This is a genomic window from Methylomonas sp. LWB (assembly GCF_001856095.1).
GTDB classification, from domain to species: domain Bacteria; phylum Pseudomonadota; class Gammaproteobacteria; order Methylococcales; family Methylomonadaceae; genus Methylomonas; species Methylomonas koyamae_A.
The window spans coordinates 38,685-59,869 of sequence record NZ_MKMC01000011.1; the positions used below are offsets into that span (position 1 = coordinate 38,685).

Sequence of the window (21,185 nt, forward strand, 5' to 3'; positions counted from 1 at the left end):
TTCAACAATCCTTAGTTTTTGTCGGCTTAAAGCTTTTCTTATTACCTTCCGGTATATTACCAGTCTGATCAAAATACTCTTGTAATTTCTTAGTCTCCACGGCCTTTGCCTCTTTTGTCGTAGACATACCTTTATCAATAACTCTACCAACCACCTCAGAATCGGGGTTTTGTTTTCCCAATTTTACAACTTGCTGATGCAACCTAGTAGGGAGGCCGGAGCTTTGCGTTACCCTACTCAAGTCAGCTTTCCCATATTTGTAAAGCACATCATCAATCTGAATTTCATAAACTCCAAAATTTCCCGTTGCCGAGTTGGTGTTTAAATTAACTAGGCCTAAAGGATCAACCCAATTCAAAGGATTAGGCGCATACCGATAAACGTTAGTGCCACCCTCCAACCCAATCGGATCCTGATGAATAAACCTTCCGGCATTCGGATCGTAATACCGGTTCAGGTTGTAGTGCAAACCGGTTTCTGCGTCGTAATACTGGCCTTGAAAGCGCAGGGGGTTGTCGATGGCTTCGACGTCGGCCAGGGCCAGGTTGCCGTAGGCGCGGTAGCGGGCGGACCAGACTATTTTACCGGTGCTGTCGGTCAATTCCCTAGGCGTGCCGAGATGATCCAGGTGGTAGTGGTAGGTGGCGCCGCTGGCTTGGACGTTGTCTTGCTCGTGCAGCGCCAAGGGCCGGAAACTACCGGGTTCGAACAGATAGGTACGGCTACGCTGGCTATCGGTTTCCGCCAGCAGGCGCGGGCCGTCGTATTGAAAGCGGGTTTGGCCTCGCGGCGTTTCGGCGCGGACTAGGCGGTTGTCGGCGTCCTATTGGTAGCGGGTGACGATGTGGCTGGCCTTGCCGCGTTTTTCTTCGGTCAGGTTGCCACACAGGCGAGGAAGAAACTATCTGATTTGGGATTTGGCGACGCTTCCCAGCGTACGATTACGCTGACGCTAATCGTACCTACGCGGGCTGTGTTTGGCGATGCGCCGGCCCAGGGCGTCGTAGCGGTATTGGGTGATGCCTTGCGGAGTGTCGGCGCGAATCAGGCGGTTGTCGGCGTCGTATTGGTAGCGGGTGACGATTTGGCCGGCTTTGCCGCGTTTTTCTTCGATCAGACCGTGGACGAGGCTTTCTGATTCAGGACGTCACTGCAATCAGCGCTTCCATGCGTACGATTACGCTGACGCTAATCGTACCTACACAGGCTTCAAATAACGCATAATATTAAGAGATTTTTTGTTTTTCCTAAAGTTAGTTTTGCGTTCGCGAGGGAATGCGGCAGATCCATCAATATCTCCATTGCAATAGCAAAATCTTCAGGTGCTTTTGTTTTCATGGTTGTGGTATCCGGCCATATGATAAGAATGTTACTATCCGGTAGGCTATCTAGCCCCGACCACAATGAATCGGCGAGCGCATCCCAGCTCTTATTGCTTTGTAGTGGAGGGTCCAATGGTAAATTGTCACGGACCGCTTTAAAGAACTGATCTTTAGAGTAAATGTTGGAAGGAAGCGTGTAAATCAGCCACCCATTTTGCTGACACTCGCAAACTATTAATTCGGCGTTTATTGAATCAGCAGTAATAAATCCTTGGGTATCTGACATCGTAATTACCTGATTTGCACAAACGCCGGATTTCCAGCGTCTCCATAGTGAGTCCATGTGTAGTACATCTCTCCTGTTTGACTGTTTGCGACAATACGATTCGCACCTGCGCCGGTTGTTCCTGCAGATGGAGCTACTCGATATTCAAGATATGGTGACGATGCTCCTTTCGCACCTGGTAAATCCCCAGCCCAGTTCTTGAACTGAGTACCCCATTTCTTAGCAAGAGGCCCCGTCGGTGTCGTGCCAGCATCTATATGTTTTAAAGTATCTAATACCGCTACTTCTTCGGCTGGAGGTAAAGAACCAGGAGTAATCCTGGCGATGGTCGGGCTCGAAGTATTAGATACGGCCGAACAATCCTTCCCGGTCAAGCCCAGCGGATCAATCCAATTCACCGGATTAGGCGCATACCGGTAAACGTTGGCCCCGCCTTTCAACCCAATCGGGTCCTGATGAATAAACCTCCCGGCATTTGGATCGTAATACCGGTTCAGGTTGTAGTGCAAGCCGGTTTCTGCGTCGTAATACTGGCCTTGAAAGCGCAGGGGGTTGTCGATGGCTTCGACGTCGGCCAGGGCCAGGTTGCCGTAGGCGCGGTAGCGGGCGGACCAGACGATTCTGCCATCGGTATCGGTCAGTTCCCTGGGCGTGCCGAGATGATCCAGGTGGTAGTGGTAGGTGGTGCCGCTGGCTTGGGTGTTGTCCTGTTCGTGCAGCAACAAGGGCCGGAAGCTGCCGGGTTCGAATAGGTAGATACGGCTGCGCTGGCTATCGGTTTCTGCGAGCAGGCGCGGGCCGTCGTATTGAAAACGGGTTTCGCCTTGCGCGGTGCGTTTGGCGATGCGCCGGCCCAGGGCGTCGTAGCGGTATTGGGCGGTGCCTTGCGGGGTTTCGGCGCGAATCAGACGGTTGTCGCTATCGTATTGGTAGCGGGTGACGATTTGGCCGGCCTTGCCGCGTTTTTCTTCGATCAGGTTGCCGGCGGCGTCGTAGCTGTAGTGGCGGTCGCCCATCATCACCAAGCGGTCGCCTTCGACTCGGCCACCTTCCACGCTGGCACCCAACAGGTTGCCGGCCGGATCGTGGACGAAGCTTTCCGGGCTGAGGCCTTCGCTGCGTATCAGGCGGGCGGCGGGGTCGTAGTGGTATTGGCTGCGGCCTTGGCGCAGGTCGTCCAATTCGCGTAGTTTGCCGGCCGTATCGTAGCTGTACTGGCGACCGATCAGTGGCGCTTGGCCTTTGCCGGCGACGCGTTGCCGCAACAAGCGCCCCAGCGGATCGTAGTCGTAGTCGGTGTTGAGTTGACCTTGGCTACGGCCGATTTCACGGCCCAGTTCGTCGTAGCGGTGACTGGTGAGGGTTTGGCCGTCGAATTCGATGCTGTCCAGGTAGCGCTCGCCGAAACGGTAGTCGATGCGATGCCGGTCCGGGGTTTCGGTGTGGATGCGCCGGCCCAGCAGGTCGTATTTGTGGCGGACGATGGCACCGTTCTGGTTTTCCTGGTTGATCTGACCCAGGGCGTTGTACCCCAACAGCACCAGGCTGTCGGCATTTTTGGCCAGTTGCAAGCGGCCCAGCGGATCGTAGCCGTATTGGCTCAGGCTGCCGTCGGCGGCATGCTTTTTTAGCAGCCGGCCGAGACGGTCGCGTTCGAAGCGGGTGACGCTCCAATCGCCGTCGGCGCCGGGTTGCAGGTAGGCTTCCAGCGCGCCGGCGGCGTTGTAGCGGTAACGCTGGATACGGCCGTCGAAGCCGATTTCTTCGATCAGATTTTCGTCGCGGTCGTAGTTGATGCTGTAGGTTTCGCCTTTCGGGTTGATCAGGCCGATCAGGTTGCGTTCGCTGTCATAGCGATAACGCATTTCATGACCCAGCGGATCGATGCGGGCGGTGGGCTGGGACAGGCCGTCGTCGTAGCGATATTCGGTGGTGTTGCCCAGGCCGTCGATGTAATGGGTCAACAAGCCGGCAGCGTTGTAACGCAATTGCACAGTGCTGCCGTCCGCGTGTTGCACGGCCGTGACCCGGCCGGCGGCATCGTAGCCGTAACGCGTGGTGCGTTTGTCCTGATCGACGATGGCGACGATACGATCGTCATCGTCGTATTGGTAGCGGGTCTTGATGCCGTCGAAGCCGATCTCGCCGACCAGGCGTAACTGTTCGTCCCACAACAGCGAGCGAGTCCGGCCCAGCGCATCGGTGATGCGTACCGGTACGCCTTGAGCATTGTATTGGTATTGGGTGACCGCGCCGTTAGCGGCGACGGTTTCTTCCAAACGACCGCCGGCGTCGTAGCGGCGCAGCCAACGTTGATCCAAGGCATCGATTAACTCGACCGGGTTGCCTTGTTTGTCGTACTTGACGCGCTGACTAAAACCCAGCGCATCGGAGACACCGGTCAAGCGGCCTTCCTTATCGTAACTAAAACGCGTGATACCGCCGTCCGGCGCCACGGTTTGCGCCAGTTGGTTATCGACATTGTAACTGTGGCGGGTTTCCCGACCTTCCGGGCTACGCTCGGAAAGCAACAGGCCTTGCGGATCGTGCCGATAAATCGCGACGCCGCCGCGCGAGTCGATGGCGTGGCTAACGCCGTCCGGCAACCATTCGAAGCGGTAGTCGTAAACGCCGTTATCGCCCCAGTTGTGCAAGCATTGGCCTTGCGGCGTGTCTTGATCCCATTCGAAATAAAAGTTAAAGCCGCTGGCCAGGGTGCGGCGGGCGATGACATGATTGCGATAAGCGTAGGTTTCGCCTTGCTCGAGCCGGTCGCGAGCACCGATTAAATCGCCTGCGTCGCTATACCGATAGCTCACCAGCGGCTCGCCGGCCGCTGCGAATCCGCTTCCGTGTCGTTTGCCGGGACGAATCCCGACAATGCGCCGGCCTTGGCGCTCGAACAGTAAATGTTTGTTCCAGCTAGAGGAGATGCGCTCGACATCACCGTTGGCGTCGCGATGAAAATACAGGCTTTGGCCCTGGCTGTTGTGCCAGGCCCGCAGAGGGCAACGGCCAGACCGACCGGTGAAGGTTTTCGCCAATCCGCTTTGCTCGACCAGGCGAAAATGATCATTTTCCCGGTACAAGCGCAATTGTTCCGGCAGATTGATGCTGTAGCCACCCACCGCTGGCAGCGGCAAATCGATGCGTTGGCCGTCGGCATTGCAAAAGGTTGCGCGTTGGCCGATTTCCAGCCATTCGTCCAGCGGCGTCAGCCAACCGTAACCCAGTTGCCGGTCGATGTCGGACTGGCCGCTACGGTAAAACCGTCGCCAGTCGAGAGGTAGCGGACCTTCCCAGGTAAAGTCGACCTTTTCCAGCATTTCCTCGCCGGTGACCATGCTGATCGGGCAACCTTCTTTCTTGCATAAATTGCTCGGAGTATTGGCCGTCTGATTGGACGTCGGCGGTCCTGAATTCGCATCGGCCGGTGGCGCTGGGCTTCGGCTCTTCGCGTTGCCGGTACCGCCCGATCCGCGTGCGGCTTCCGAGGGCGTGACGGCGTTGCCGGGCGACTCGGACGCCGACACCCTTGCCTGCCCCTTACGTCCTTTCATGGCCCGCACCTTCGCCAACAGCGCAAAGAACGCCGCGACGCCGATCACCGCGATCACGCTCGCTAGGTGACGGGCGGCTTCGTCGAGTTCGCGGTCGCTGCCGGCGTCTATCGTCAACGTCAAGAAGTCGCCAATATCGGCCGCCACGTCGAATACCGCCATTCCCAGGAAAAACGCGCCGCCGATCAGCATCACGACATCGACCACCTCGCCAACGCCAAACGCATGGGAGCCCGCCCAAACCACCAATACACCGGCGGTAATCCCCAAATTTTGCGGGCTAATCATCGCCTCGAATTCGCCACGCACGCCGGCCGGCAACAACGGCAAGGTGCGGCGCAGTACCTCGGCAAATTTATCGGCCAGCGGCCAGTCCGCGACGCCGGGCTTGACCGGCACCGCCGATACGGCCGTCACGTTGCCGGGAGCAACCGGCTTGGGCGCCGCCAACGCCGCGCCTTGAACCGATTCGCCCTTGAGCAAATAAAACCAGGTGTCGATGCCGACAATGCCGTCGGCGGTCAGGCCAACGCCGGTTTGAAATTGCCGCACGGCTTGCAGCGTGGCCAAATTAAAAATGCCATCGTCCAACTGCGGACTGGGCTTCAGACAGGCATTAAGTAATCGTTGCAGGCGGCGAACGTCGTCGCCTTGCTGGCCCTGCTTGAGCGTCGGTGGCGCGGATTTCGCGGCGCGGACGCGGGGAGACTTAAGGCTAGCGCCGGGTTTGGCCGACTTGACGCCGACCGGTAATGGCCGCGGCGACAAGTCGCGAGTCGTGGTACCGTCGTTCAAATTGCGGAGCCTGAGTTCCGCGCCGGTTGGTCGAGGATCGCGAGAGCTAGTCACGGACGAAGCTCCTCGCTTGTCGAGCGAAACACGACAGAGCCTGGATGGGATCGAATTTCAACATTGAGGGGTTTTGGCGGTCCGTTACCGATGTATGCATTGCGGGTATTCCGTCTCGCCCGAGCGGTAATATAAAAGTCAGATGAGCCGCTACCGAATCCAGGGTCGGAGCCCTGTCAATCGCGGCTAAAGCCGCTCCCACTCCACTGGCTTTCATGTTCCGGGACGATGCCGTATTTTCATGATCGTGAGTATGAATTGGCGCAACCATTTCCGAACGGAACCGAACAAGGTTGCCGGCGACCGCCTCAGTTGATCATCACCATGCCGCCCTTGACCGTCATCATGCCGTCGCCACTGACCGTCGTCATCGGGCTTTTCAGTTCGGCCTGCGCATCGGCTTCAATCTTAACCATCACACCCTTGATCGTCACGCCGCTCTGATCGATCTTAACGCTGTTGGACCCCACCTTGAGCTCGATGGCCTGCGCGGCCTCGTTCGAAATACTACCGCCATCCAATTTCACCGTCAGATTGCCCGTGCCCAGCGATACGGTCCGATTTCCCGAACTAATCGTCAGATCATCGTTACCTTGATCGAGCTTGACGGTTCGATTGCCGGTGCTGATGGTCAAATTATCGTTACCTTGCTTGACCTCGACCACGCGGTTGCCGGTTTTGATCGTCAGCGTATCGTTGCCTTGATCCAGCGTGACGGTGCGGTGATTGTAGATGTCTATCGTCTGGTCGCCGGCGTCTGTCTTTTCGAAGCCGATTTTTTGGACATCGTTGTTCTCGACGATGCGGGTACAATTCTTCTCGGCGTGGACGTAAAGTTCTTCTTCGTCTTTCTTGTCCTCGAAGCGGATTTCGTTAAAGTTTTGGTCGGAGCCTCCCGGCGTGCTGCGCGTTTTGATGCCGCTCTGCGTCTTGTTGGCATCCAGAGCGTAGGGCGGCATATTTTCGTTGTTATACACCCGGCCGGTAATGATCGGCGCGTCCGGGTTGCCTTCCAGAAAATCGACGATCACTTCCTGACCAACCCGCGGGATGAATATTCCACCCCAGTTCTTCCCCGCCCAGATTTGCGCGACCCTAACCCAGCAAGAGCTGTTTTCGTTCCTGACACCCAATCTATCCCAATAAAACTGGATTTTGACCCGACCATACGAGTCGGTCAGGATTTCGTCTCCCTCCGCGCCGACCACCACGGCGGTCTGCACGCCCTGTACCACGGGGACTCTGGTCATCCTGGGCGGACGGTACACGTAGCTGGTCGGGATCAAGGTGTACGTGCATTGAAACTCTTCGGGATCGCCACCGCCGCCCGCGCCGAAATCGTTGTTCTGAATCTGAAATTGCGTGGCCAAAACCAGATATTCGCGGTTTTGATCGTCGCGCGGGAATTGCGACAAGGTAAAGGTCAAGCCGGTCGCCAAATTTCGCACATTGCCCCTGGCGACGATTTGTTCATGTTCGGCGCGGACTTCTTCCATCCGCAATTTGGAATAGCGCTCGCCGGCCGATCCCACGGCAAATTCGCCGGGGTAATCGTAAACCTCCTTGTCCGCGCCGGCATGCGTCCCCGCAATGGTGGTCGAGTTTTTTAAATCGGCGGAGGGGGTCTCGAAGTTGTAGTCGTTCAACGAGTACTTGCCGGTTTGGATTTGCCGGCTAATGCTCCATTCGAACATGTGTTCCTCGTCGCGCCCCCCTTGATTCGCCAGCGGGTAGTATTTGACGGTCGCGCTAACCGGCCTGGGCAAGTGGGCGAGCATGTTGTCGCATAACACCAGGGTATGGCCGGCGACGCTATGCCGGTGGTAGTAATAGATACCCTCTTCTTCCAGAAGTCGGCTGATGAAATTGAAATCGGTCTCCCGATATTGCACGCAAAATTCGCGCGGCTGATAGGTCTCCTGCAAATCCAGGATTACATCGGTGACTTGGTGCTGGGCCAAGACTTTCTTGACAATCTCCGGCACCGTGGTCGGCGCGGCTTCGCTGGCACCGCTATCGGCGTCGATGGCCGGCGATAACACCCGACAATTGGCGGCCCGCGTCAGCAACCATAGCTTGGGATGCACGGTGGCTCGGTAGTAATACAAATCGCCTATCATGCCGAACTGATTTACCCGGGTAACGATACCGTTGAAGATCCGGCTGGCATTGTCTTCCAGCGCCAGTTCGACCGTCACTCCGGTACCGAGTAAGGCCTGAGAATCCAGAGTTTCGCTTTCGCTCAGTAATTCCAGCTCGTATTCGAACAACCGGCTGACCGGTTCGGTGCCGGTCATCCGGTAAAGCACGAAGGCCCCTTCGCCGAGCGCGGTAGTCACCTTTGCGGCACGTTGAGATTGTATGAGAGCCATGTTGAAATCCTAAAACTAACGCTGTTTTAATGGTTGGAGCGCGAATCAACCGCCAATCAATACCGTTGGACAACCTAGGATGATCGTTCCGCCGTGAGCGCAACTATCGCCCATCCGGGCGGCCGGCATGTTGGCAATCATCACCGTCGCCGAGCCCTTGACAATGGTATCGGGCGGACCGACGCAGACGGCCATGTCGGTCGCGCGCGCCGCCGGCATCTTGCCGATCAACACGGTAGGCGCGCCCGGCGGCAATATCGGACCGCCGACGTGCGGCACCGGACCGGTAAACATCGGACAAACATGCATATCGGTGATGCGCGCGGCGGGCTGACCCATGGTTTTACTCCTGATTAAGTCGGTTGCCAAATGCGGCCGTTGCCGCCGTTGGCGATGTCGATGCCTTGTTCCAGGAAAAACCGGTATTTCTCCTGGGCCTTCTCTGGATAAGTGAGCACCGCCGCCAGCATCACCGCTCCGGCGACGGCCTTGGCGGTCAAGTTATCGGCGGGCGGAACCGACGGCGCGTCTTCCGGCGCCATGCTGCCGTCGCTCCAGAACGCGGCCATCGCCGCCCAAGCTGCCGGATTCTCAAATGACGCGCTGTGAGCGGCCGCGTTCGCGTTGCGCCGGTTGGGCTCGGTCGGTTTGTAAACCCAAAGCTCGGCGGCCTCCAGAGCCTTTACGACTTCAGGCGGCGTTTTGTCGTCAATCGAGCTACGCGCGCAGACACAGGCCCACCAGGCCGCCTCGCGCTTGGGCAAGGCCCGGGCCAGAAAACGTACGGCGTCCGGAAATAGTTTCAGTTCGATCAAAGCCAACAAAAACGCCACCGGCGTCGTGTCGGCCGCCAGGCATTGCATCGCCGCCGGGTCGAGCTGAATATCCTGGCAGATTTGCACCGCCTTGGGTATCGTCACTTTTTGTAAAGTAACCGCACCTGTCATGTTGTCTCCTGTCGCCGACGTCGATCTAATCCGATGGCGAATGATTGCAAAAAGTCATCCCAGCAAGTGAAATCTAAACGTGCTTGGCATTTCTCAAGCGACTCCGGATACGCTTAGCGGGCGCCGAACATTACAGCGCTTCGAAAGGATCGATATTCGCCCAATCGGTCTGCAAAACCGCCTGCCAGCAATTGGTTTTGCCATGAGCGCCGCCGCCGGTGGCGTTGGGCAAATCGACCACCATGCCGACATGATCGCCGGCCAGACCTTCGATGCTGACTAGATCGCCGGCGATCCGAAAATTGACGCCGGGGCAATCGGACGCACTTTTCGATTGCCAAGTCCGAATCATCATTTGCGGTTTTAGAATATTCACGTGCGCGGCCTTAATCACTTGCGCCATCGCCGGCGCATTGAACGTCACGAACGGCACGCCTTCCCAAACGCCAACCACTTGCGCCAAACCGCCGCCCAACGAATGGCCGGTTAAGGACAACCGCCGGCCGTTGGCGATTTGCTTGGCGGCCTTCAACATCTGCCGCGCCGACGAACATTGGTTGGGCAGGATGCGCAAACCGATTCTCAGGTCCGCCCCAATATCGGAGAATAGTTTTCCTTTTTGCCCCGGATTCGTGCCACAGCAACCGACCACGACGTCGGTGCTGTTGCACCAAATACCGCCTTGAAAGCCGTCACCGTACCAAGTCCCCGATTCCCATTTCTGAACCTGCCAATCGTCCACCATATGACCGGGAGGCTCGGCGTAATACTGGTTGGCGCTTTTGTAATAAGCGGCGATGGCGATTTTTGCGTAGTCTAGGCAGGTAGTCATTTAATCCCGTCCCACTATATCAATTGTGAAATTAACCCTAAGTCATTCATTATTTTAAATACGAATCAGAACTCATTGACAAGACTCATGAATGGATGAAAAACGCACAGAGCTACGACAGGGAGACTGTATCCAATTCGAAATTTCATACTCCCAGAACTGAACTCCAATTGAGATTTCCAGAATTGATTAGAAGTATTTACCCCCTTAACTAGCCTGACTCCAAACTCCGTTATGCGGGATTTCCGGCGCTTTTGCCCCAATCCAAGTGATGTAAGCCAATAAAGCCTCTTTAAACATAGCAATACCCCATCCCTATTCCGTTACCTTATCCTTGGCACTAAGCGGCGACATTTTAACTTTTGCAAGTGCTCTATCACACTCCAATATCAGTTGATCAATCGTCTTTTGTACATGAACACCGCCGAAAGTTTGAGTAAAATTTACTAGATTTTCGGCAAACGAATTATATTAATCATGGCCAATCAATACCCATCTGGTAAGCGGCATCGGCAAGAGCTTGAGTTTGGGCTAGTGTAATATTCGCGCCCCATTCGTCCTGCGCTTCATGGAGGAGAGATCTTCCATGACCTTCGGGACTACCCTTTCCTTGCGTGTGTTTATTGTGTGATTTAGCGGCAGTCATGCTCCCATTTGCCACTAATTTAGCTTTTGCCAAATTGTAATCTCTATCTTTAATCATAATATTTATCCTTTGCTAAAAAAATCAAATCACCTTGTAACGCGGGTATACCACTATTATTTTTAAACCAACCTAAAACAGTCTTGGCCGGTTTACAAACCCCGGCCCGCACCGGGTACGCCGTTTACTCCAACCGTTGAATTCATATATAAATTCGTTATTAAATATGATCTCGCGCAGCAAGCGTGTCCGCCATACTTTCCGTTGATCCAAAGTGGGACCCACGCCGATGACAGTGCTCGCCTAGTATACGTTTGAAAATGGCGTTTGCACCCTCGTAATCCTGGTGCCGTATGGCTTCCACGGCAGGCTGGACAACTTGGCGAAAAATTCCCAGGTAAATGTCCGATGAATTCGTGCGCCGATCAATCTCGGCAACGATACTTGGCGCATCGCGATAATATGCTTCCACATCCTGCGTACCATCGACAGTCTTGAGCAAAACGTTGTCGCGAAACCATCGCAACGTCTTCAACTCTTCGCAATCGTCTGGTAATCCCAATGCCAAGCAGGTTGCGGTTGCTATGTAACATTTGCAGCAACTACTACCGTTTTGTTGCGCCAAGGCGGTTGGAGGCTGATCGTCGGGTAAGACCCCAACCAGCCCGGTTGGCGAAATTGCTAGACTGGCATGTGGGCCGTATACCACAAAGATATTATTAGGCGGAATTTGATCTTTCCCCGGCAAAGCGTCGATATAAGCCTCCACGTGCATCTCCACATTGTGGCCCGAATGGGATCCGCTGTTGACTACAAATATCACATAGACGCGAGCCCAGTTTGTCGCCCCCTGAGTCAGGGTACTTGGTAAATTACCGCCAGTACAATGGGTTAACGAAATCCAGCGGACCTTACGCGGAAACCCCGGATCGACTTCCGCCGCCGCCACAGGTACGCAACCGCCAGTCGCCCAGCACGTCCAAAGTGCTCGGCCTGAGGTATCCGGAGAGCCCATCCACACGTCATCGCTCTCCTCACGTTTCTTCAACTCCATCATTTTTTTTTCATGCCGTGGCCACGCGGTGGGTGATAGGTCCAAAACAGGGAAGCTATTTATGGTAGGCAGTTGATCGATGTAAACACCCTGTTGCGCTACTAGATTGCTGGTATAGATGATTCTCATAGCCGTATTCCGAATTAGATTAAAGCAAGATAGATGACGACAGCCTGCCTTTATTCAAACCCATACCCAAACTCCCCGTCCTCGACCTTGACATGCACCCGCTCGATCGGCGTGCCTTCCATCATCCGGATCAAAAATTCCTCGCTGATTTTCGGTAGCACGGTATTGGTCAGGATCGCGTCTATCATCCGGCCGCCGCTTTCCAGTTCTGTGCAGCGGCTGGCGATCAGTTTGATCACGTCGTCGTCGTAGCTAAACGGTACTTTGTGGGATTCCTCGACGCGTTTTTTGATGCGATTCAGCTGCAAGCGAGCGATCGCGCCTATCATTTCGTCGCTGAGCGGGTAGTACGGAATCACGACCAGACGGCCCAGCAGCGCGGGCGGGAACATTTTCAACAAGGGCTCGCGCAAGGCTTTGGCGATGCCTTCCGGTTCCGGCATCAGATCCGGGTCCTTGCACAGGTTCGCGATCAAATCGGTACCGGCGTTGGTGGTGAGCAGGATCAGCGTGTTTTTGAAGTCGATGACCCGGCCCTCGCCGTCTTCCATCCAGCCCTTATCGAACACTTGGAAGAAGATTTCATGTACGTCCGGATGGGCTTTTTCCACCTCGTCCAGCAACACGACGCTGTAGGGCCGCCGCCGGACCGCTTCGGTCAATACGCCACCTTCACCGTAACCGACGTAGCCGGGAGGCGCGCCTTTCAGCGTGGAAACCGTGTGCGCTTCCTGGTATTCGCTCATGTTGATCGTGATGACATTTTGCTCGCCGCCGTACAAGGCCTCGGCCAGCGCCAGCGCGGTTTCGGTCTTGCCGACGCCGGAGGTACCCGCCAACATGAACACGCCGATCGGTTTGTTGGGGTTGTCGAGACCGGCGCGCGAGGTCTGGATGCGCTTGGCGATCATCTCCAACGCGTGGCGTTGGCCGATGATGCGTTGCTCCAGATTGTCCGCCAATTTCAGCACGGTCTCGATTTCGTTTTTGACCATCCGGCCGACCGGAATGCCGGTCCAATCCTGCACCACCGAAGCCACGGCCTGGTGATCGACGGTCGGCAAAATCAACGGCGATTCGCCTTGTTGTTCGTGCAACTGGGTTTGCAGGGCTTTCAATTCGGCGAGCAACGCGTCGCGATCCTCGCCGCCGGCCTCGGCGTCACTGGCCCCGTCCACCGCGTGCCCGGCTGCGCGTAGCTTGCCGCGCAGCGCCAGAATCTGTTCGACCAATGCTTTCTCCGCATTCCAGCGCTCTTCCAAACCGACTAGGCGCTCGCGTTCGGCGGCCAGTTTTTCGTTGGCCAGTTCCTCGCGCCCCGCCACTTCGACGCCGACGGCTTTCTCGCGGCCGATGATCGCCAGTTCGGTTTCCAGCGCGTCGATGCGCTTGCGGCAATCGTCGACTTCCGCAGGCACCGCGTGTTGACTGACGCCGACACGGGCGCAGGCGGTATCCAGCAAGCTGACCGCCTTATCCGGCAATTGCCGAGCCGGAATGTAGCGATGCGACAGTTTGACGGCGGCTTCCAGCGCCTCGTCCAGAATCAAGACTTGATGATGTTTCTCCTGCACCGATACGACACCGCGCATCATGCCGATGGCTTTGGCTTCGTCGGGTTCGTGAACTTGCACGACTTGAAAGCGGCGGGTCAAGGCCGGATCTTTTTCGATATGTTTTTTGTATTCGGCCCAGGTCGTGGCCGCGACGGTACGCAATGCGCCGCGCGCCAATGCCGGTTTCAGCAGGTTGGCCGCGTCGCCGGTACCCGCCGCGCCGCCGGCGCCTACCAGAGTATGGGCTTCGTCGATGAACAAAATGATGGGTTTCGGCGAAGCCTGAACTTCTTCGATCACTTGACGCAAACGGTTTTCGAATTCGCCCTTCATGCTGGCGCCGGCTTGCAGCAAGCCGACATCCAAGGTGCGCAAACTGACGTCCCGCAACGACGGTGGCACGTCGCCGGCAACGATTTTCAGCGCGAAGCCTTCGACGACGGCGGTCTTGCCGACGCCCGCCTCGCCGGTCAGGATCGGGTTGTTCTGGCGGCGGCGCATCAGGATGTCGATAACCTGGCGGATTTCCTCGTCGCGACCGACAATCGGATCGATCTTGCCGTTACGGGCCTGTTCGGTCAGATCGACGGTAAACTGCTTCAATGCTTCTTGCTTGCCCATCGCCGCCGGCGCGATCGCGCCGCTGGCCTCGCCGGGCGTCGCGGCGATATGCGAGCCGTCGCTGGCCGCCAAACCTTCTTCCGGGGAACCGGCGGTGATTTTCGGAAATTCGTCGGTAACGGTGTCCGGTTTCAGTTTGTCGAACTCGCGGGAAATGCCGATTAATTCGTTGCGTAGCGCCTTGGTTTTCAACATGCCGATCAACAGATGCCCGCTACGCACTTGATTTTCGCCATACAGCAAGGTGCCGTAAACCCAGCCGCGCTCGACACTGTCCTCAATGTGCGGCGAGAAGTCGGAAATGGCGGTGGAACCGCGCGGCAATTTGTCCAACGCCGCTGTCACTTCCTTGGCGATCACCGAACCGTCCAAGCCGTAATGCTTGAGCAGACGGTGAATATCGGAGTCCGGCAATTGCAGCAACTGGCTCAACCAATGCACCAGTTCGACATAAGGGTTACCGCGTAATTTGCAAAACACCGTCGCGCTTTCCACGGCTTTGTAGCAAACCTTATTTAACTTCCCGAACAGCTTGACTCGGCTAATTTCCGCCATCGTTGGTTCCCATCGTTATCGTTTTAGGTATCGCTCATCGGGCGCCGACAGCGGCGATGAACGGGTTAAGCGTTAAATCGTCGGCATCGGCGCAGGTCGAGCGCGGCCCCAACCACAGACTCCAGCCCAGCTGCCCGCCACCGCGCTCGGCCAGAACGGCCGGCTGGGCCGGTTGCCCCAAGCAGAGCTCGGCCGGCACTTGATCGGCCTGCAAACTCAGTTGAGCATCCCACACCCACTCGTCGCCGGCGTATTGCCGGACGATGGCCACCAGTTGCGGCAGCAAGATCCCGCCCGGCAGCAGCGCCAAATACAAAACCAACGGCAACGGCCCCAGCACGACTCTGAACTTGTGCTGACAACCGAACACGCTGGCACCGATCACGGCGGACTGTCCCAGCGCGGCGGTGACCATGCTCAAGCCCAGACGAGTCTGTTCGCGCGGCTGTATATCCATCCATTCGCCGACGAATTCGGCGATCCGCACCGGAACCCGTAAAATATCGGAAAGAATAGACCGCAAGCCATCCGGGTGCTTGGCCTGTCCCGAAAAATGGCCGGCATAAAATAGCCGAGCCCGATCCGGCAGCGCGTCGCGATCCTGAAAAGCGTTGCCGGCCGTGCCTTGCAAGGCCGCCACGTAGAAACCGAAGCGGTCGGTCTCGGGCCTGTCGTAGCTCACCTCCGGCCGAGCATTGGCCCAGGCCCGGTAGAACAGGCCTATCATCCGGTGGTGAAACACGTCGACAAAGCGCGCGAAGGTCGGGTCGTGATGATGGCGGAGACGTTCGCGGGCGTACTCGGTCAAATGCAAGGGTAACGGTCCGTTGGGACCGAACAACCCCATGAAATTCACCGCCAAGCGCGGCTTGGCGCCGTCGGCGTGGTAGCGAGCCACCGTCGAAGCCGGGAATTCCAACTCCGGCTCTTGCGATAAATGCACCGGATCGTCCACGGCTTTAACGCTGGTTCCCAGCCGAGGCTTGTCGGGATTGGCGCACTCGATCAAGCGCATCGCCTCGAAAAAATCGAATCGCGACGCGTCCTTGATCAATTCGGCCATTAAATCGTGTGACGACATCCCATCCTCGCTGGCCAACGCGCCACCTCGCCTCTATCGGTGCTACGAATCACGGTTTCGACGAACGAATTGATCGACACATAGCGGCTGAAGAAGCGTTCCAGTACCGTACCCAGCAGAAAATAACCGCCGCCCTCGAAGGCGGACTCGTCCAATACCACGGTAATTTCCAGCCCGCGGCCGAAGACCATCGGCCCGTTGGCATCGATACGCCTGACCACGTTTTTAGCGTTGACCGAGATCACCCCCTCGATCTGCTTTTTGACGGCCGGCTCGCGCTGGTCGGCGTACAGACTTAATAGTTCGCGTAACGCGCCGGCGCCGATTTTCGGATCGGTATCGATCAGCGACAGATAATTCAGCGATAAATGGTTCACCAAACGCCAGACCGAGTCCGCTTCGTAGGCCGCCGGCAACGGCCGGGTAGGCCCGACGATGCAACGTATCGCCTTGACCGGGGCGCTAATCTGCAACGTAAAATCGGTATCGCCGAGACCGACCGGCATCACCAACGGCAAGTCGCGATTGGTGCATAGCGTCTCCAGCCCCAATTGCGCCAAATTGCCGGCATACGGCGCTTCGGCGGCGTCCACCAACGCGACGAACACCTCGCTGCCGATATAGCTGGAGCGCACGCCCTTACGCCGCTGTCTCGATGACAGCACCCGTTTCACGCGCCTGAGCGAGTAGAAGGCGGTCTCGCCGTGGCCCTGGTAAGCGGTTTTCGAGCCGTAGAACGGCAGGAACGCGCGTTCGCTGCCCTGATCCTTGCTATAACCGGTCACTTCGGCGACGCTGTAGACTTCGTAATCCATCGGGCGACTGCGGTCGACGACAATGTGATATTCGGATTGGCGCTGATCGATCTGCAACCGATCTGTCCGCTTCGGGAACAGATTGATGGCCGGCGCGCAAAATAAGGCTAGATTGTTTTGATCCAGCACGTTAATCAACTGAGCGTCGCTACGGTCCAGCAACACGAACAATTCGAGTTCCTCGCCGTCGCAAGCCGCCGCCAGTTCGGTCAAGCCATCCAATTCGATAAACAGATACCGCTCCGGAAACGCGAAATATTCCTGCAAAATCCGATAACCGTCGAACGACCTCGGCGTTTGTTGCAGTAAGGCCTCTTCCGGCTCGAAGCCCATTCCTCGCACCCAATGACGACCACCGTCCAAATAACGCACCGTGGAAGCATTGGCTCGGGTGTGTTTTCCGGCAATGCCGACGACATTGGCCAACAATTGTTCGTAGAGCCGATAGGGAATATTGCCGGCCCCGCGCAGAAACAGCGGCAAGCGGTCGAGCGCGATTTTATTGAATTTGGCACCGCCCAAGCTGCGTAGCACGATGCGCAACGCCGCCTTGACCGGCACGGCATATTTGCCGGCCGACACGCCATGACTCGAAACCGCCGCCAGGGTCGGCAGGTATTCGAGTTGGCCAATCTGTAGCGGCAACAATTCCACCGCTTGCGAGGTGCGATATTCGCAAGCCGTCTGTTCGCCCTTGGCAATTTGCGAACGCAGCACCGTCCCCTTGGGAATCGTCGCACCGTCGGCCAAGGCCGCTTCGGCAAAATCCGGTTTGAACTCGACGACCGCCATCGACGGCGTTGCCGACAAATAATGCGGGTAAACGATTTGCAGCAATTGCTGAGTAAAATTGGGAAACTCGGCATCGACCTTGAGCTGCACCCGCGCCGCCATAAAGGCGAAGCCTTCGAACAAGCGTTCGACATAGGGATCGGAGCATTCGAAAGTGTCTAAACCAAGACGGCTGGCAATCTTGGGATATTCGGCCGCGAATTCCGCACCGACCTCGCGCACGTATTGCAGCTCGCGGTTGTAATATTTCAGCAACTTGGGGTCCATCGCCTAACCGTCCCAATCCTTCACGGTGATTTCCCCGGTTTCCAAATCCAGATCGCTACGGATATACAAATGCACGGGTAGCGGTTGCGCCCACAAATCGCCTTCTATTCGAAACGACAGCGCTTTATTGCTCATTTGTTCGCTGTCCTTAATCAATTCGACGCTGAGGCTGTCGGCCAAAATGCGCGGTTCGAACTGAGCGATGGCTTGCCGAACCTTGGTTTCGACCTTACGCACGTCGATGCCGGTCACCGCCACGCCGGAAAACACCGGCGAACCGAAATTGATCACCGAACGCGCGGCATGCGGCACTTCGGACAAATCCACCATGCTCTCCAGTGCCGCCGTGTTGAGCAACCAACTCAAATCGCGCAGCACGCTTTGCCGCAACTGACGCAACGACATCACCCGCTGCTCGCGCGCCTCGGTCCGATTCTCCGGCGCATCGTCGGTCAGACGATCCAGCAACGAGGGTTGCAGGCGCTCGGAGTGCAACAATTCAGCCATTTCGCTTGCCCCTACTCGCTAGCCAATTCGATCAGGCGCAAGTCCAGCAACGCGTAATCGTCGACATCGGTGGCCAACAAACGTTGCCCAAGTCCGTGAACGATTCCGTCGGCGACCGCTTGCCAGTCGGTCAGCCGCGACAGGCGTATCCGCGGGTCGTCGGATGCGTCCGACCCGGAATAACGGGTCGGAATCAAACCGTCCGCCTCGCCGCCGTTGACCCAGGTAAAGTGGGCCGGGACCCAAACCAAATCGCGTAAATCCGTGGGCGGCTCCAACTGAATCTTGCCGATTTGCATAAACGGAATCCAGTAATAGCGACCATTCATGATCGCTTCCAAACACGGCCCAAGCCGGCTATCGGCGTCGGCGATCCACGCAAACGGCGTACCGTCGACACTCCCCGAGGTGGCTGGCGCCTGCTCCAGGGCCTGTCCGCGCATCTGGGCGGCCTGTTGATAGTTGCCGTTATTTTCCAGCTTTAGCGCTTCCAGCAACAAAGCCAGCCATTCCCGCGGCTCGCCAAAAATCAGTGGTGTTTTCAGTCCGGCGAAAACGTCCTTGCGCAATGCCTCGCATTGCAATACTTGTTCGTAAGTGCCGACCATCAGCAGGGTGGACTTGTCCAGGTCCCTTAACACGTTCAATTGGGTCAGGGCTTTGTCCCATTGACCAATCAGGCAATAAAGCTGGAACAGCAAGATGCGGGATTTAGGCTCCGCTGGGTTTTGCCGGATGAGTTGTTGCGTGTTCCGCAACGCCTCGTCCAAGTCGCCGTCGGCAATCAAGCGTGAAACGTCCTGCATGGATGACTCCAAAAGATGGAAAAACCCCGGCGGAAAACCGCCGGGGATAGGCCCTTAAACGGTTTCGTTGGCTTTGACGCTCCAACCTTTGAACGCACCGGTAATCGGTGCCTCGCCTTCGCCGAACGAGTTGTATTTCATTTTAATTTCGTTGAAATTGATCGAGATACTCTCGGTCGGACGATCGCCGCCGCTACCTTGACTGTAGCTGCTGATAATCGCATCCGCGAGTTCGATTTCCAAATAAACCTGGCCCTTGGCATCGCTGCCGCCGGTTTGGATGAAGTGAATGGTTGCGGTTCCCAAACTTTTGCCGCAAATGGCTTGCATCCACAAATCCACCGACGCCACGTCCATATTTTTGGTAAAAGTTACTTCCGAAAACGATGGATTACTGGTGTCGCGGTCCTTACCGCCGCCACTTTGCGAAATCGCCCGGCCCACGCCCATTTGCAGGCTGTCCAGCGTAATCCAGTCCTTGTGGCTGGCTACGGTGCTGTCGCCTTTAATTTCGGTTGCGAATTTTAATAAAATCATGGTGCTCTCCTTTCCGATCAAGTTTTAAGAAAAAATTTAACGGGTATCTTTACCCTGAGATTTATAGCCCCGGCGCGCCGGGATGTATAAAACATCTGCCGCTGGCGGCGACCAAATAGGCGGCCGCCGCCAACGCATACCAAACTCGGTTCGCCGAACCGGTCTAACCTTTTTGTGACGGTAATTTAGAGGTCAAGCGCAAGGACACCGTCAACCCTTCCAATTGATAATGCGGCCGCAGAAAGAACTTGGACTGATAGTAGCCCGGGTTGCCTTCCACTTCCTCGACAATCACCTCCGCGCCCGCCAACGGCCTGCGCGCCTTGTCTTTTTCGGTGGCAACCGCCGGATTGGTCAACACGTACTGACTGATCCAAGTATTCAGCCAAGCCTGCATGTCTTGACGCTCCTTGAAAGATCCGACTTTATCGCGAACGATACACTTCAAGTAATGCGCGAAGCGACAGGTCGCGAACAAGTAAGGCAAGCGGGCCGCCAAGTTGGCGTTGGCCGTCGCGTCGGGGTCCTGGTATTCGAACGGTTTTTGCAAGGACTGCGCTCCGATGAAGGCCGCGAAATCGGTATTTTTCTTATGCAACAACGGCATGAAACCGCTTTTCGCCAATTCGGCCTCGCGCCGATCGGTGATTGCGATTTCGGTCGGGCATTTCATATCGACACCGCCGTCGTCGGTCGGGAACGAGTGCACCGGCAAACCTTCGACCGCACCGCCGGACTCGATGCCGCGAATTTGCGAACACCAGCCGTAAAGCTTGAACGAGCGGTTGATGTTGACCGCCATTGCGTACGCGGCGTTGGCCCAGGTGTACTTGCTGCTGTCGGCGCCGGACGTATCTTCTTCGAAATCGAACTCCTCGACCGGATCGGTTTTCGAACCGTAAGGCAAGCGGCTCAGGAAACGCGGCATAGCCAGACCGATGTAACGCGAGTCCTCGGACTCCCGCAACGAGCGCCAGGCCGCATATTCCGGAGTCTGGAAAATTTTGGTTAGATCGCGAGGATTGGCGAGCTCCGACCAACTTTCCATCTGCAACACCGAAGGCGCGACGCCGGAGATGAACGGCGCGTGCGCGGCGGCGCTGACTTTCGCCATCTCGCCCAACAACTCGACATCTTGCGGGCTGTGGTCGAAGTGGTAGTCGCCCACCAGACAGCCGAAGGGTTCGCCGCCAAAGGTGCCGTATTCCTCTTCGTACATCTTTTTAAACAAGGGGCTTTGATCCCAGGCCGTTCCCTTGAATTTTTTCAGGGTTTTACCCAATTCGTTTTTCGAGATGTTCAATACCTTGATTTTCAACATCTCGTCGGTTTCGGTGTTGTTCACCAAATAGTGCAGGCCTCGCCAAGCCCCTTCCAACTTTTGAAAATCCGGGTGGTGCAGAACCAGGTTAAGCTGCTCGGTGATTTTTTGATCCAAGCCGGCAATGATGGCCTGGATACTCTTGATCGCATCGTCGGAGACCTTGGTGACGTCCTGTAACGCGTATTGAGCCAAGGTGCCGACTGCGGTATTGACTTGGCTGGCGGCTTCGGTGCCCGGTTTGAATTCCTTCGCCAACAGCGCCGAAAAGTCGTCCAGTTCCAGAGTTTGGGTTGCGCCTTGCGCGGCTTGATTTTCCAATTCCGCCATGAC

General features: G+C 56.6%; 17 protein-coding genes and 1 pseudogene. All 18 read right to left on the reverse strand.

All coding sequences use genetic code 11. From position 1 onward, the window contains the following. Position 1 precedes the first annotated feature (1 nt). The 18 genes and pseudogenes from BJL95_RS25640 to tssC all read right to left on the reverse strand — a co-directional run bounded on the left by BJL95_RS25640 (position 2) and on the right by tssC (position 21,182). Positions 2 to 685: an RHS repeat-associated core domain-containing protein gene (locus BJL95_RS25640; RefSeq protein ID WP_071156186.1), complete on the reverse strand. Its 684-nt coding sequence runs from the start codon at positions 683 to 685 to the stop codon at positions 2 to 4. A gap of 39 nt (positions 686 to 724) precedes the next feature. Then, positions 725 to 811, reverse strand: a pseudogene (locus BJL95_RS25880) (hypothetical protein); the annotation flags it as partial. A 141-nt stretch (positions 812 to 952) separates the two neighbouring features. Further along, on the reverse strand, positions 953 to 1,117 hold the full coding sequence (locus BJL95_RS25645; protein WP_082885589.1) for an RHS repeat domain-containing protein: 165 nt from the start codon (positions 1,115 to 1,117) through the stop codon (positions 953 to 955). 92 nt (positions 1,118 to 1,209) lie between these two features. Continuing rightward, positions 1,210 to 1,608 carry a barstar family protein gene (locus BJL95_RS05690; RefSeq protein ID WP_064029975.1) on the reverse strand — a complete coding sequence of 133 codons (399 nt, stop codon included), beginning with the start codon at positions 1,606 to 1,608 and terminating at the stop codon, positions 1,210 to 1,212. A gap of 5 nt (positions 1,609 to 1,613) precedes the next feature. Then, positions 1,614 to 6,017 carry an RHS repeat-associated core domain-containing protein gene (locus BJL95_RS05695; RefSeq protein ID WP_254786694.1) on the reverse strand — a complete coding sequence of 1,468 codons (4,404 nt, stop codon included), beginning with the start codon at positions 6,015 to 6,017 and terminating at the stop codon, positions 1,614 to 1,616. 308 nt (positions 6,018 to 6,325) lie between these two features. Continuing rightward, the gene (locus tag BJL95_RS05700; protein ID WP_071156188.1) at positions 6,326 to 8,389 is read right to left on the reverse strand and encodes a type VI secretion system Vgr family protein; all 2,064 of its coding nucleotides are present in this window, start codon (positions 8,387 to 8,389) and stop codon (positions 6,326 to 6,328) included. Between the two features lie 45 nt (positions 8,390 to 8,434). Next, positions 8,435 to 8,728: a PAAR domain-containing protein gene (locus BJL95_RS05705; protein WP_064029979.1), complete on the reverse strand. Its 294-nt coding sequence runs from the start codon at positions 8,726 to 8,728 to the stop codon at positions 8,435 to 8,437. 14 nt (positions 8,729 to 8,742) lie between these two features. Then, positions 8,743 to 9,336, reverse strand: coding sequence for a hypothetical protein (locus BJL95_RS05710; protein WP_064029981.1), 594 nt, complete (start codon positions 9,334 to 9,336; stop codon positions 8,743 to 8,745). 130 nt (positions 9,337 to 9,466) lie between these two features. Further along, positions 9,467 to 10,168: a hypothetical protein gene (locus BJL95_RS05715; protein ID WP_071156190.1), complete on the reverse strand. Its 702-nt coding sequence runs from the start codon at positions 10,166 to 10,168 to the stop codon at positions 9,467 to 9,469. Between the two features lie 475 nt (positions 10,169 to 10,643). After that, complete coding sequence (locus BJL95_RS05720) at positions 10,644 to 10,871, reverse strand: hypothetical protein (protein WP_217631663.1); 228 nt, start codon at positions 10,869 to 10,871, stop codon at positions 10,644 to 10,646. A gap of 160 nt (positions 10,872 to 11,031) precedes the next feature. Beyond that, positions 11,032 to 11,994 carry a CFI-box-CTERM domain-containing protein gene (locus BJL95_RS05725; RefSeq protein WP_071156194.1) on the reverse strand — a complete coding sequence of 321 codons (963 nt, stop codon included), beginning with the start codon at positions 11,992 to 11,994 and terminating at the stop codon, positions 11,032 to 11,034. Positions 11,995 to 12,044: 50 nt separating this feature from the next. Beyond that, a complete protein-coding gene (gene tssH, locus BJL95_RS05730; RefSeq protein ID WP_071156196.1) occupies positions 12,045 to 14,726 on the reverse strand; it encodes a type VI secretion system ATPase TssH in 2,682 nt (893 codons plus the stop codon). Positions 14,727 to 14,760: 34 nt separating this feature from the next. Then, positions 14,761 to 15,807, reverse strand: a complete 1,047-nt coding sequence (gene tssG, locus BJL95_RS05735) for a type VI secretion system baseplate subunit TssG (protein ID WP_064029991.1) — start codon at positions 15,805 to 15,807, stop codon at positions 14,761 to 14,763. Beyond that, on the reverse strand, positions 15,789 to 17,681 hold the full coding sequence (gene tssF / locus BJL95_RS05740) for a type VI secretion system baseplate subunit TssF (protein ID WP_064029994.1): 1,893 nt from the start codon (positions 17,679 to 17,681) through the stop codon (positions 15,789 to 15,791). Before tssF ends, tssG begins: the two co-directional genes overlap by 19 nt. A 3-nt stretch (positions 17,682 to 17,684) precedes the next feature. Further along, the gene (gene tssE, locus BJL95_RS05745) at positions 17,685 to 18,188 is read right to left on the reverse strand and encodes a type VI secretion system baseplate subunit TssE (RefSeq protein ID WP_071156198.1); all 504 of its coding nucleotides are present in this window, start codon (positions 18,186 to 18,188) and stop codon (positions 17,685 to 17,687) included. A gap of 11 nt (positions 18,189 to 18,199) precedes the next feature. Then, entirely contained in the window at positions 18,200 to 18,994 is a 795-nt protein-coding gene (locus tag BJL95_RS05750) for a type VI secretion system accessory protein TagJ (protein WP_071156200.1), read from the reverse strand. 54 nt (positions 18,995 to 19,048) lie between these two features. Beyond that, a complete protein-coding gene (locus BJL95_RS05755; protein ID WP_064030001.1) occupies positions 19,049 to 19,531 on the reverse strand; it encodes a type VI secretion system tube protein Hcp in 483 nt (160 codons plus the stop codon). A 163-nt stretch (positions 19,532 to 19,694) separates the two neighbouring features. Next, complete coding sequence (gene tssC / locus BJL95_RS05760; RefSeq protein WP_064030003.1) at positions 19,695 to 21,182, reverse strand: type VI secretion system contractile sheath large subunit; 1,488 nt, start codon at positions 21,180 to 21,182, stop codon at positions 19,695 to 19,697. Positions 21,183 to 21,185 lie beyond the last annotated feature (3 nt).